Here is a 12,619-nt window from a genome sequence, read left to right as displayed (position 1 = left end):
CGATAGGAGCGAGCCTGGGAGGGGTTACAGCAGTTCGAAGCTCTGTTGCTTGACGTCCCGGGAGTCCAGGCCGATCTCGACCTTGAACTCGCCCGGCTCCGCGGCGTACTTGAGCTGGGCGTTGTAGAACTTCAGGTCGTCTTCGCTGATGCTGAAGTGGATCACCTTCTGTTCGCCGGCCTTGAGCTGCACTTTCTGGAAGTTTTTCAGTTCCTTGATCGGGCGGATCATGGAGCCGGCGACGTCCTGGATATACAGCTGCACCACGGTTTCGCCGTCGCGCTTGCCGGTATTTTTCAGGGTTACGCTGGCGTCGAGCTTGCCGCTCTTGTTCAACGTGGTCGACGACAGGGCCATGTCCGACAGGCTGAAGGTGGTGTAGCTCAGGCCATACCCGAACGGAAACAGGGGACCGGTGGTGTCGTCGAAATACTGCGAGGTGTAGTTGCCTGGTTTGCCCGGGGTGAACGGCCGGCCAATGGTCAGGTGGTTGTAGTAGGTCGGGATCTGCCCCACCGAACGCGGGAAAGTGATCGGCAGCTTGCCGGACGGGTTGTAGTCGCCGAACAGCACGTCGGCGATGGCGTTGCCGCCTTCGGTGCCGCTGAACCAGGTTTCCAGGATCGCGTCGGCCTGCTCGTTCTCGTCGAGCAGCGCCAGCGGCCGGCCGTTCATCAATACCAGCACCAGCGGCTTGCCGGTGGCCTTGAGGGCCTTGATCAGCTCGCGCTGGCTGGCCGGGATGTGCAGGTCGGTACGGCTCGAGGACTCGTGGGACATGCCCCGCGATTCGCCCACCGCCGCCACCACCACGTCAGCCTGCTGCGCGGCCTTCACCGCTTCGTCGATCAACTGCTGGGCCGGGCGCGGGTCGTCCACCACTTCCGGGGCATCGAAGTTGAGGAAGTTCAGGTAGTCGACCACCGCCTTGTCGGCGGTGATGTTCGAACCACGGGCGTAGATCAGCTGCGCCTGATCGCCCAGGGCGCGGCTCATGCCGTCGAACAGGGTGACCGATTGCGCCGGCACGCCGGCGGCGGCCCAACTGCCCATCATGTCGATCGGTGCCTTGGCCAGCGGACCGACCAGGGCGATCTTGCCGGCCTTTTTCAGCGGCAGGGTTTCATTGGCGTTCTTCAGCAGCACCAGGCTGCGGCGCGCCACATCGCGGGCATCGCTGCGGTGCAGGCGGCTTTCGGCGTTGGTGTCGGCCGGGTCTTCTTCGGCCTTGCCGATGCGCAGGTAGGGGTTGGCGAACAGGCCCATGTCGTACTTGGCGGCCAGCACTTCGCGCACGGCGTTGTCCAGGTCGCGCTGGCTGACGTCGCCGGACTTGATCAGCCCCGGCAGTTCCTTGGCGTACAGCGAGTCGTTCATGCTCATGTCGATGCCGGCCTTGATCGCCAGCTTGGCGGCTTCGCGGCCGTCCTTGGCGACGCCGTGGCGCATCAGCTCGACGATGGCGCCGTGGTCGCTCACCGCCAGGCCCTTGAAGCCCCACTCCTTGCGCAGCAGGTCGTTCATCAGCCAGGTGTTGGAGGTGGCCGGCACGCCATTGATCGAGTTCAGCGCCACCATCACCCCGCCGGCACCGGCGTCGATCGCGGCGCGGTAGGGCGGCAGGTAGTCCTGGTACATCTTTACCGGGCTCATGTCGACGACGTTGTAGTCGCGACCGCCTTCCACCGCGCCGTACAGGGCGAAGTGCTTGACGCTGGCCATGATGCTGTCGGCGTTCTTCGGGCTGTCGCCCTGGTAGGCCTTGACCATGACTTTGGCGATGCGCGAGACCAGGTAGGTGTCTTCGCCGAAGCCTTCGGAGGTGCGGCCCCAGCGTGGGTCGCGGGAGATGTCGACCATCGGCGCGAAGGTGATGTCCAGGCTGTCGGCGCTGGCTTCCCGGGCGGCGATGCGCCCGGAGCGGCCGATGGCGTCCATGTCCCAGCTCGACGCCAGGGCCAGGGGGATCGGGAAGATCGTGCGGTGGCCGTGGATCACGTCATAGGCGAAGAACATCGGGATCTTCAGCCGGCTGCGCATGGCCGCGTCCTGCATCGGCCGGTTTTCCGGGCGGGAGATGGAGTTGAAGGTGCCGCCGATGCGCCCGGCGGCGATTTCCTTGCGGATCAGCTCGCGGGGCATTTCCGGACCGATGCTGATCAGGCGCAACTGGCCGATCTTTTCATCCAGGGTCATCTGCTTGAGCAGGTTGTCGATGAAAGCGTCCTTGTTCTGCAGGACCGCGTCCGAAAAGGGTTTTTCCTGGGCCGATACCGGCGTGGCGGCGGCGAGGGCAGGGTGACTGGCCAGGCTGATCAGCAAACCCAGCAAACACAGCTTCTTCATGAATATTGTTCTCTAGGGCCTAAAACAGACGCGATCAGTACGCGTCGAGCGGCCGAAAATTGGGAGAGCGGCTAATAAAGGAACGACTATTGTTGTTCGGATAAATGCAGCACACTTCTGAACTCTTTTTCGCGCTGGGCATCTTTTAGCCGATTGGCCCGATGCAATCCAGTGGTGGCGGCAGATTATGCCCAATGCACTCGATTCAAAGGGTTACAGGTTCCATCCCCTAGGTTGCAAGGAGCGTCACCACCATGAACGTACGACAGAGCCTTCGCTCAAGCTGGCCCGTGATGGCATTGCTGCTGCTCAGCAGCCTGCTCAGCGGCTGCGGGATCAACAACATCCCGACCCTCGACGAACAGGCCAAGGCGGCCTGGGGTCAGGTCCAGAACCAGTACCAGCGTCGCGCCGACCTGATCCCCAACCTGGTGGAAACGGTCAAGGGCTACGCCAAGCACGAACAGGAGACCCTGACCGCGGTGATCGAGGCGCGGGCCAAGGCGACGTCGATCCAGGTCGATGCCAGCACCCTGGACAACCCGGAAAAACTCAAGCAGTTCCAGCAGGCCCAGGACCAGCTGACCGGCGCCTTGAGCCGTTTGATGGTGGTGTCCGAGCGGTATCCGGACCTCAAGGCCAACCAGAACTTCCTGGCCCTGCAGTCGCAGCTCGAAGGCACCGAGAACCGCATCGCCGTGGCGCGTCGCGATTTCATCCTCGCGGTGCAGAAGTACAACACCGAGATCCGTACCTTCCCCGGCCGCCTGTGGCACAGCGTGATGTACAGCAACCTGCCGGTGCGCGAGACCTTCGAGGCCACCAGCCCCGACGCCGACAAAGCGCCGCAAGTGAAGTTCTGATCAGCAGCGGCTACCCGCGGATCGTGCGAGCGACCGCGGGATCCGCCCCGGCGTTACCACGGATGAGGTTCCAATGCGCGTGTTGAGAGTGGGTGTGGTGCTGTTGCTCTGGGTATTGGCGATAACGGCCCAGGCCGAGCTGAAGTTCCCGGCGCTGAGCGGGCGGGTGGTGGACAACGCCCAGATGATCGAGCCGGCGGTGCGCCAGCAACTGACCCAGGAGCTGGCCTCCCACGAACAGTCCACCGGCGAGCAGGTGGTGGTCGTGACCCTGCCGGACCTGCAAGGCACCAGCATCGAGGACTTCGGCTATCAGCTGGGGCGCTACTGGGGCATCGGCCAGAAGGACAAGAACAACGGCGCCTTGTTGATCGTCGCCCGCGACGATCGCAAGCTGCGCATCGAAGTCGGTTACGGCCTGGAAGATCGCCTGACCGACGCGCAAAGTTCGGTGATCATCAACCAGGTCATCACCCCGGCCTTCAAGGCCGGCCATTTCAGCAAGGGCATCAGCGATGGCGTATCGGCCATGCTGCTGGTGCTGGGCGGCAATCCACTGGACGAACCGAGCGCTGCCTATGACGGTGGCGGCGAGCGCGGCAGTGAGTTTTTCGAGCGGCATCCCGGCGCGCTGGTGTTCCTGGTGCTGCTGTTTATCGTGACGATCTTCGTCTGCCAGTTGCTTGGCATCCTGCCCAGCGGTGGCGGCGGGCGTGGCGGTTCCGGAGGTTTTGGCGGGGGCGGTTTTGGCGGCGGAGGCGGTGGGGGCTTCAGCGGCGGCGGTGGTAGTTTTGGCGGCGGCGGATCGTCAGGCGGCTGGTGACTAACAATAATCGATGAGTATGGGAAGACATGGCACTACTGAGTGAGTACGAACAACGGCAGGTCGCCGAGGCGATCGCCCGGGTCGAACAGCAGACCGATGCCGAACTGGTCACCGTGCTGGCCGCCCGCGCCGACGACTACGCCTATATCCCGTTGCTCTGGGCCAGCCTGCTGGCGCTGATCGTGCCGGGCGTGGTGCATTACGCCACCGGCTGGATGAGCATGCACCTGTTGCTGCTGGTGCAGTGGGCGACCTTTATCGTGCTCTGCCTGGTGTTCCGCATTCCGCGGATCACCACCCGCCTGATTCCGCGCTCGGTGCGCCACTGGCGCGCCTCGAACCTGGCCCGCCGCCAGTTTCTCGAACAGAACCTGCACCACACCGTCGGTAGCACCGGGATGCTGATCTTCGTCTGCGAAGCTGAGCGTTATGTGGAGATCCTGGTGGACGAGGGCATTTCCAGGCGCCTCGACGACAAGACCTGGGACGCCATCGTCCAGGCCTTCACCCAGCAGGTGAAGCAGGGGCAGACCCTGCAAGGCTTCATCAACTGCATCGAGGCCTGCGGCGAACTGCTCAAGGTGCATGTGCCGGTGACCCATGTGCGCAACGAACTGCCCAACCGCCTGGTGGTCCTGGCCTGATTTTCCCCGCTCCTGTAGCCGCTGCCGCAGGCTGCGCCAGGTCCGCAGGACCTCCAGCGATCTTGAGAGCGCCACGGCCTTTCGGCCGATCGCAGCCTTCGGCAGCGGCTACAGGAGGCCCCATCGCCTGGAATTCTGCGCCGCCGGGTAAATAACTCCGTGCCCCGGCGGGCCATCCCCCCTAAAATACCCGCCATTCCCCGATTCACACCCCGCATCGCCCGAGGCACCTTTTACATGTCCGCAACCGCAACCCCCGCCAGCCTCGCGCCGGATCATCACGCCCAGTTTCTCGAATTGCTGGAAACCAGCCTGGCGCAGAACGCCTTTATCAAACTGGTGCTGGCCAAGCATGTGGGGGCCGAGGCGGATTTGCAGCGGTTGATCATCAAGCAACTGACGGTCAAGGAGCAGCCGTGCCTGTCCTTCGTCTACCGCTACAAGACCCGCGACATCACCAAGAATTTCTCCCTCGATGAAGGCGTGGCGCTGATTGCCGGGCTGCTGCCGGCGTCGTTCAAGAACGCGCACTTGCTGTCGCTCACCGATGAAGTGCAGCTCGAATACAGCAAGAAGGGCAAGAGTTCGCTGTTCAAGGGCAAGGCCCAGCAGCAGCGCGAAGTGCCGTCCGCCGAGCACAACCGCGAGAAGAATCGCTACCTGGAGCTGAGCCGGCCGTTCCTCACCGACCTGGGGGTGACCAACAAGCAGCACGAGCTGATCCCGGCGATGTCGCGCAAGTGGAAGCAGATCAACAAGTTCATCGAGGTCTTCAGCCATGCGCTGAGTTCGTCGCCGATCAACCTGCAACAGCCGGTGCGGGTGGCGGACTTCGGCTCCGGCAAGGGCTACCTGACCTTCGCCATCCACGACTACCTGTGCAACACCTTGCAGGCGCAAGGGCAGGTGACCGGCGTGGAACTGCGCGAAGACATGGTGACCCTGTGCAACGCCGCGGCGGCGCGCCTCGACCATCAGGGCCTGGAGTTCAAGTGCGGCGACGTGCGCAGCGTGGCGCCGAGCGAGCTGGACGTGATGATCGCCCTGCATGCCTGCGATATCGCCACCGACTACGCGATCCATACTGGCATTCGTTCCGGCGCGGCGATCATCATGTGCTCGCCGTGCTGCCACAAGCAGATCCGCCCGCAGATGCAGAGCCCGGCGCTGCTCAAGCCGATGCTGCAATACGGCCTGCACCTGGGCCAGCAGGCGGAGATGGTCACCGACAGCCTGCGCGCGCTGTTCCTCGAAGCCTGCGGCTACGAGACCAAGGTCTTCGAGTTCATCTCCCTGGAACACACCAACAAGAACAAGATGATCCTCGCGGTCAAACGCGCCGAGCCCCAGGACCCGACCCAGCTGCTGGCGAAGATCGGCGAGCTCAAGGCGTTCTACCACATCAGCGAGCACTGCCTGGAGACCCTGCTGCGGGCCGACGGCTACCTGGGCTGATCACGCTCCTGTAGCCGCTGCCGCAGGCTGCGAACGACGGCGCAGCCGGCGCAAGGGCGGCCCACTCCATCGTGCAGATGCACCGCAGTGCCGATCGCAGCCTGCGGCCGTAGGAGCGAAGCTTGCTCGCGATGAACGATGACGCGGTGTACGGACGCGTTGCAGGCGTAGTACCGGGTTATTACCCGGCCTTGCGGATAGGGACTACCTTGAATACTCCTGTTTTCCCTTGAAGAGGAGTCATCTCCATGGCCGCGAAAAAAATCCTCATGCTGGTCGGCGATTACGTCGAGGACTACGAAGTGATGGTGCCGTTCCAGGCGCTGCTGATGGTCGGCCACACCGTGCATGCGGTGTGCCCGGACAAAAAGGCCGGGCAGACCGTGCGCACGGCGATCCACGACTTTGAAGGCGACCAGACCTACAGTGAAAAACCGGGCCATCAGTTCGCCCTGAATTTTGACTTCGCCAAGGTCGAGGCCGCCGATTACGACGCGCTGCTGATCCCCGGCGGTCGCGCCCCGGAATACCTGCGGTTGAACGAAAAAGTCCTGCAACTGGTGCAAGCCTTCGACCAGGCCGGCAAGCCAATTGCCGCCGTCTGCCACGGCGCCCAGCTGCTGGCCGCGGCGGGCATTCTCGAAGGCCGCGAGTGCAGCGCCTACCCGGCCTGTGCCCCGGAAGTGCGCCTGGCCGGCGGTACCTACATCGATATTCCCGTGACGGACAGCCACGTCCAAGGCAATCTGGCGACGGCCCCGGCCTGGCCGGCGCACCCCAGCTGGCTGGCCGGTTTCCTCGGCCTGCTGGGCACCAAAATCACCCTGTAAACGGATGACTTGCTGGCGCTGCTTTTCTGTCAGGAAGCAGCGCCATCGTCCTACCTCCAACCGAGGAGCACCCAGCATGTGCGAGCTCTACGTCAAAGCCGACCCGATCCTCTACGAGTCCCGTTCGCGCTCGCTGCGCATCTGCGGGGTGGTCACCACCCTGCGCCTGGAAAACCAGTTCTGGGACATCCTCAGTGAAATCGCCGAGGTCGATGGCATGACCACCAACCAGCTGATCGCCAAGCTCTACGAAGAGGTGATGGACTACCGCGGCGAAGTGGTGAATTTCGCCTCGTTCCTGCGGGTCAGCTGCACCCGCTACCTGAGCCAGCGCCGCAGCGCCACGCCGGAACTCAGCGTGGTGCGCAGCGCCACCAAATAACCCCGCACACTGTACCCTGTAGCCGCTGCCGAGCCTGCGAGGCTGCGATCGCCCGCGTAGCGGGCGCCAAGCCAGGCAACACCACGTATCAGACATACCGCGTTGTCAGGTTTTACGGGGCTGTGCCCCGATCGCAGCCTCGCTGGGGCTCGGCAGCGGCTACAGGGGCCGTTTCAGGTCAAGAGGTCGGGCGGGTGCCGTCGAGCAGGGCGTCCACCACTGCCCGGGCCATTTCCACCGAATGCACCATGGACCAGATCAGCCCGCGCTCGATGCCGCTGGCGCGTTCGGTGATTTCATCGGACACCTCCTCGGCACATTTGAGCAGCAGGGACACGTGCATCAGTGCGTCTTCGGCATTGACCCCGGGCTGCACGGCGAACAGCGGATTGCCCTGGCCATCGCGCAGGCCAAAGGGGCGGCGGCGAGTGCCTTGCAAGGTGGCGATCAGGCTGGCGTTGGCGCGATCCAGTTCCGGGTCGCGCAGTTTACGAGGAGATTGCAGGGGTGGATCGGGGACGAGCTTTTTCATGTGTGTCACTCACTCAGTAGTTCCTAGGACTGCCAAGCTCACTTCCACATGAGGGGTGGCAGTTGTGCGTGGGTGTGGAAGACCGGGACTGAGTAACCCGGCACACCCGAAGGTGTCCCGCGCACAACCGCCATAAAAGGCGCCGTCGACGAAAATACGTCGACGCCTGCTTACGAGCGCTCATGCTTACTCAGGACCGAACTTCCACATCCGGGCCGCTGATTTTGCAGCGACCCAGGCAGACTGCCTGATCGATTTGAGGGGTACAAGGCGCTCAAAGGCGTTGGGGATTTTCTAGGAAATACCTTACAAAACAAAGCGAAACTTCTTCTCCGTCCAGCACCTCTCCCTGACCAATACCTGTAGCCGCTGCCGAGCCTGCGAGGCTGCGATAGGTCCGCAGGACCTCAGACGGTCGCAAGATCGCCGCGCCCCTTCGGGTCGATCGCAGCCTCGCAGGCTCGGCAGCGGCTACAGGGGTTGCAGCGATTGCAGGGGTTACAGCGGTTACAGGGGCAGCGCCCCCGGTTCAGAAGAACCGGGTCACGCTGATCTTGGCGTTACGCCCAAGGCTGGAGGCGTTTTCGCCGCTCAGGGGCGGGCGGTAATCGCGGTTGAACATGTTGTCCAGGGTGAAGTTGACTTCCGTGCCCTTGAGGTACGGCTGCTGCGGTTTCCAGTTGGCGAACAGGCCCTGCACGTTGTAGCGGTCGTTCTCGTACTGGTCCCAGTAGGAGTCGCCCAAGGCGCTGGCCGGGCCGCTCGGGTAGACGTCGCTCGGCACGCGGTCGGTCTGGCGTACCCACTGGCCCTGCCAACCCACTTGCGCATCCCACTGCGGAATTTTCACCCCCAGGGTGGCGACCCACTTGCGCGGCGGAATGTCCCGCGCCCAGACATTCGGCCCCCAGGGGTTGGTGTAGGCGCCTTCATGCTTGCCGGTGATCCAGGAGTAGGACAGCGAGCCGAACAGGTAGGTCGAATCGTAGAAGCTCTCGACCTCGAAACCCTTGATGGTCAGGTCGCCGATATTGCGGTAGACCCCGATCGTCGGCTGGTTGCACACCTGGCCAATGCTCTTGCCGCCGCTCAGTTGCTCGGGGCAGCCGATCCCCAGGTTCTTCATGATTTCGTCTTTGATCTCATTGCGGAACACGGTGGTGCGGATTTGCACGCTATCGGCATCGCTGAACACATTGGCGAAGCTGGTGATATTACCGGCGCGCAACGCGGTGATGCGCTCCGGATCGAGGTCGCGGCTGGTGGCCGAGCGGGTGGTGCCCGGCGCCTGGACTTCGTACTGCTCGTCGATCACTGGCGCGCGCCAGGTCTTGCTGTAGTCGGCGAACAGGGCGAATTGCGGGGTAACCGTCCAGAACGCCGACAGCCGTGGCGACCAGCCGGTGTAGGTCTTGTCGCCATAATCGTGGCCGACCACCGGGTCGGGGCTGTTGTAGATCGGCGCGTCGTTTTTCTGCCCACGGTTGCGCACATGGTCGTAGCGCAGGGACGGGGTCAGGGTGAAGTTGCCCAGGGTGATGGCGTCCTGGATATAGAAGGCGTTGTTGTCGACCTTGCCATGGGGCATGAAGCCCGGCTGGTAATGCCCGTTGTTGTACTTGGGCACCTCATAGGTCTTGCCCGGCATCCACATGTCCACCTCGCGGGTGTGCTTGCGGATCTGGATGCCATGAGTCAGGGCATGTTCCAGCGGGCCGGTGCTGAAGCGGCTGGTGTTTTTCAGCGAGAGGATCCTGTCCTCGTAACCCACGGTGATCTTGCGGCCACCGGAGGCGGGCTGGGTGTAGGCGTTCGGGCCGCGCTCGTCGGTCTGGTCGGTCTTGGAATCGGAGTACTTGGCCTCGAAGTCGATCCACGGGTTGTCCAGCGGCGTGTACTGGTACTTGGCCTGCCAGGTGGTGTCGATGGTATTGCGCTGGGCCAGGAAGCGCCGGGTGGCGCCGTCGTAGCCGTACTTGTCGATATCGTTCTGGGTCGGCGGCGTCGGGTAGCTCTTGGCCGAGAAGGGCGCCCAGATATCGCTGTTGGAACGCATATAGCTGAAGCCCAGGCGGTGTTCGTCGGTCAGCTGCATGTTCAGCTTGAACAGCTCGCCGTCCAGGTCCTGGGCGGTGTTGGGCAGGCGCTTGGGGTTGATCGGGTAGGCGTTGCGCGGGTCCGGCTGGGCGCTGGCCAGTTTCATGTCGTCGCCGTCGCGCTTGGTCCAGTAGGCCAGGGCATCGAAACGCCGGTCCTCGGTGCGCCCGTACACCGCGCCGGTGTAGGCCTGCTCATGGCTGTTGCTGCTGTAGCCATACTTGAGCATGGCACCGGTGTCGCGGCCTTCCTGCAGCAGGTCGGGGGCGTCCTTGGTCTCCATGTGCACGGTGCCGCCGAAACCACCGTTGCCGGTCTCGGGTGAGTGCGGACCCTTTTCCACTTCGATGCGCTTGATCAGTTCCGGCTCGATGAAGATCGAGCCCTGCTGGTAGCGTTCGAAGCCGCTCTTGGTCGCGCCGTCGACGCTCATCGGCACGTCTTCGGCGTCGCCCAGGCCCCAGATGTTGATGGTCTGGCCGCCGGGTTTGAGCGAGCCGCCGAGGCTGACGCCGGGCAGGGTGGCGATCAGGCTGGGAATGTTGGTGGCCTGGTGGCGGTCGATCTCGGCCTGGTTCAGGGTCGAGCGGCCGACCGTGGCGGAGTCCACTTCCAGGCCGCTGCCGATGACGCTCATGGCCCCCAGCTGCAGCGCCGAACTGCGGGTGCTGCTGTTTTCCGCGGGGCGCACCACGTAGGTCTGGTCGACCTTGACCAGGCTGAACTCGCTGCCGCCCAGCAGTTGCCGGATCGCCGCCTCGGGGCTGAAATCGCCCTTCAGCGCCGGGGCCTTCACGTTGCGCAGCAACTCTTCGTCGAACAGCAACTGGATCTTCGCCTGCTGCGCCACCTGGCTCAGCGAGGCCGCCAGCGGTTGGGCGGGCAGGGCAAAGTTGAACGATTCGACTTGAACCTGGGCCTGGGCCTGCAGGCTGAACGCCAGGCAGGTGGCGAGCAGGGTCGGACGCGAACAGATGAGCTGCAAGTGATAAGGCGCACGAAACATGAAATCCCCCGGAGCGGCGACAAAGGCCAGAAAAGGTGTGCGTAAACAACGCAGACCGGAGGAAGACGCGTCAGCAAAATAAAACCTCATATGCGAATGAAAAATATTCGCATATGGGTTTCAGCGTCGGGCTTCGATGCGCACGCGGCCGTCGGCCAGGGCCACGGTTTTCACCGGGATCAGCGCCGGCAGGGCCTTGATCAGCGCATCCGGATCCTGCACATCGAGGTTGCCCGAGACCTTGAAGTTGCCCAGCGCGCCATCGGCCAGCAACACCGGCTGGCGGCGATAGAGGTTCAGCTCGTCCACCAGGCTGGCCAGGTCGCGATTGCGAAAGGCCAGGTGGCCGCCGCGCCAGTCGGCGACCTCGGCGACGTTCACCGCCTGTTCCCGCAGGGTGCCGCTGGCGTAGTCATAGATGCCGCGCTGGCGGGCGCCGAGCAGCAGCGAATCGGGCTTCTGCGCATCGGGAACGAACGCCACCTGGCCATGGGCGACGCTGACCACCAGTTGTTTCTCGCCGCGTCGCACATCGAAGCCGGTGCCGACCACCCGCACCCGGGCGTTGCCTGCATGCACCCACAGCGGCCGTTCCTTGTCGGCGGCGGCTTCCAGGTACAGCTGGCCCTGGTCCAGGTAGAGGTTGCGCTGCTGCGCGGTGAAGTCGATGCGCAAGCGGGTGTTGGCGTTGGCGTACAGGGTGCTGCCATCGGGCAGGTTGAAACTGCGCATGCCCGTGCTCTGGGCGACGATCTGTTGCGAATGGATCGCCGGCGGGGCGCCCAGCTCGATGGCCAGCAGCGCGCAGACCAACGCGGCGGCGACCGCCAGGGCCGGGCGCCAGCGCGGCTTTTTGCGCAGCGGCAGCGGCGTCGGTTGGTTCAGTGGTTCGAGTTCGGCCAGGTCGGCCCACAAGCGCTCGAACTCGGCGTAGGCCCGGGCATGGGCCGGTTCGCTGGACCAGGTCTTGAAGGCGTCGCGGGTGGCCTGGCTGCGATCGTCGCGATTGCGGGTGAACCAGCCGGCCGCCTGGGCATCGATGCTGTCGATCGGGTGCTCGTGCTCATGTTGAGGGTCGCGGGGGCGGGTCATTGCGCTTGCTCCTTGCCGTGTTCCTGTTCCAGGCGCTGCTTGCAGTGCAGCAGGGCAAAGGCGATGTGTTTTTCCACCATGCTCAGGGAGATGCCCATGCGTTCGGCGATCTGCGCCTGGCTCAGGCCTTCGAAGCGGTGCAGCATAAGGGCTTCGCGGCGGCGCGGCGAGAGTTCGGCGAGCACGCTCTTCAAGCGCTCCAGGCGTTGCAGGCGCTGGGCCGCGGGCAGAGGCTCGTGATGTTCATCGGCCAGTGGCTCGGGTTCTGCTGCCTGTTGTTCGTGGTGCACCTTGTGCCTGACCTTCTGCCGGCGCCAGTGATCGCGCAGCAGGTTGCGCGCCATCTGGAACAGAAAGGCGCGGGGTTGTTCGACCTTGGCCCGGTCGCGGTAGTCGAGCCATTGGGTGAAGACGTCCTGGGTCATGTCCGCCGCATCGCTGGCGTTGTCCGTGCGTTTACGCAGGTAATGCAGGATGTCCGCATAGAACCCGCGGACGGGGTCCGCCGAGGTGGGGTCGGGCTTGAAGCGAGACATGAAAATCCTT

11 protein-coding genes are annotated in these 12,619 nt (G+C 63.9%); 6 read left to right on the top strand and 5 right to left on the bottom strand.

Annotated elements, in window-relative coordinates; genetic code table 11:
- Window positions 1-24: 24 nt before the first annotated feature.
- Complete coding sequence (gene bglX, locus BMY68_RS18650) at window positions 25-2,346, bottom strand: beta-glucosidase BglX (protein WP_009042524.1); 2,322 nt, start codon at window positions 2,344-2,346, stop codon at window positions 25-27.
- Between the two features lie 254 nt (window positions 2,347-2,600).
- Between bglX and BMY68_RS18645 the strand changes: the two genes are divergently transcribed.
- From BMY68_RS18645 to BMY68_RS18620, 6 genes are all read left to right on the top strand, one after another.
- Window positions 2,601-3,209 (top strand): LemA family protein, encoded by a 609-nt coding sequence (locus BMY68_RS18645; RefSeq protein WP_085530029.1) that lies wholly within the window; start codon window positions 2,601-2,603, stop codon window positions 3,207-3,209.
- Between the two features lie 73 nt (window positions 3,210-3,282).
- Window positions 3,283-4,032 carry a TPM domain-containing protein gene (locus BMY68_RS18640; RefSeq protein WP_062823442.1) on the top strand — a complete coding sequence of 250 codons (750 nt, stop codon included), beginning with the start codon at window positions 3,283-3,285 and terminating at the stop codon, window positions 4,030-4,032.
- Between the two features lie 29 nt (window positions 4,033-4,061).
- Window positions 4,062-4,679 (top strand): TPM domain-containing protein, encoded by a 618-nt coding sequence (locus BMY68_RS18635; protein ID WP_085530030.1) that lies wholly within the window; start codon window positions 4,062-4,064, stop codon window positions 4,677-4,679.
- 237 nt (window positions 4,680-4,916) lie between these two features.
- A complete protein-coding gene (locus tag BMY68_RS18630; RefSeq protein ID WP_085530031.1) occupies window positions 4,917-6,134 on the top strand; it encodes a class I SAM-dependent methyltransferase in 1,218 nt (405 codons plus the stop codon).
- A gap of 248 nt (window positions 6,135-6,382) precedes the next feature.
- Window positions 6,383-6,964 carry a DJ-1/PfpI family protein gene (locus BMY68_RS18625; protein WP_025806788.1) on the top strand — a complete coding sequence of 194 codons (582 nt, stop codon included), beginning with the start codon at window positions 6,383-6,385 and terminating at the stop codon, window positions 6,962-6,964.
- A 76-nt stretch (window positions 6,965-7,040) separates the two neighbouring features.
- On the top strand, window positions 7,041-7,346 hold the full coding sequence (locus tag BMY68_RS18620) for a ribbon-helix-helix domain-containing protein (RefSeq protein WP_009042529.1): 306 nt from the start codon (window positions 7,041-7,043) through the stop codon (window positions 7,344-7,346).
- A gap of 178 nt (window positions 7,347-7,524) precedes the next feature.
- On the opposite strand, the gene BMY68_RS18615 is transcribed toward BMY68_RS18620, so the two are convergent.
- The 4 genes from BMY68_RS18615 to BMY68_RS18600 all read right to left on the bottom strand — a co-directional run bounded on the left by BMY68_RS18615 (window position 7,525) and on the right by BMY68_RS18600 (window position 12,609).
- Entirely contained in the window at window positions 7,525-7,878 is a 354-nt protein-coding gene (locus BMY68_RS18615; protein WP_062823440.1) for a DUF6124 family protein, read from the bottom strand.
- A 529-nt stretch (window positions 7,879-8,407) separates the two neighbouring features.
- Complete coding sequence (locus BMY68_RS18610; protein ID WP_085530032.1) at window positions 8,408-10,981, bottom strand: TonB-dependent receptor; 2,574 nt, start codon at window positions 10,979-10,981, stop codon at window positions 8,408-8,410.
- Window positions 10,982-11,101: 120 nt separating this feature from the next.
- Complete coding sequence (locus BMY68_RS18605; RefSeq protein ID WP_085530033.1) at window positions 11,102-12,073, bottom strand: FecR family protein; 972 nt, start codon at window positions 12,071-12,073, stop codon at window positions 11,102-11,104.
- Complete coding sequence (locus tag BMY68_RS18600; protein WP_062823437.1) at window positions 12,070-12,609, bottom strand: RNA polymerase sigma factor; 540 nt, start codon at window positions 12,607-12,609, stop codon at window positions 12,070-12,072. The genes BMY68_RS18605 and BMY68_RS18600 overlap by 4 nt, the downstream gene beginning before the upstream one ends.
- Between the last annotated feature and the right edge of the window lie 10 nt (window positions 12,610-12,619).

It is taken from the genome of Pseudomonas sp. NFACC41-3, from assembly GCF_900109505.1.
Lineage (GTDB): Bacteria > Pseudomonadota > Gammaproteobacteria > Pseudomonadales > Pseudomonadaceae > Aquipseudomonas > Aquipseudomonas chlororaphis.
Note: the sequence above shows the minus strand (reverse complement) of the source record. Positions and strands in the feature narration are given on the sequence as shown.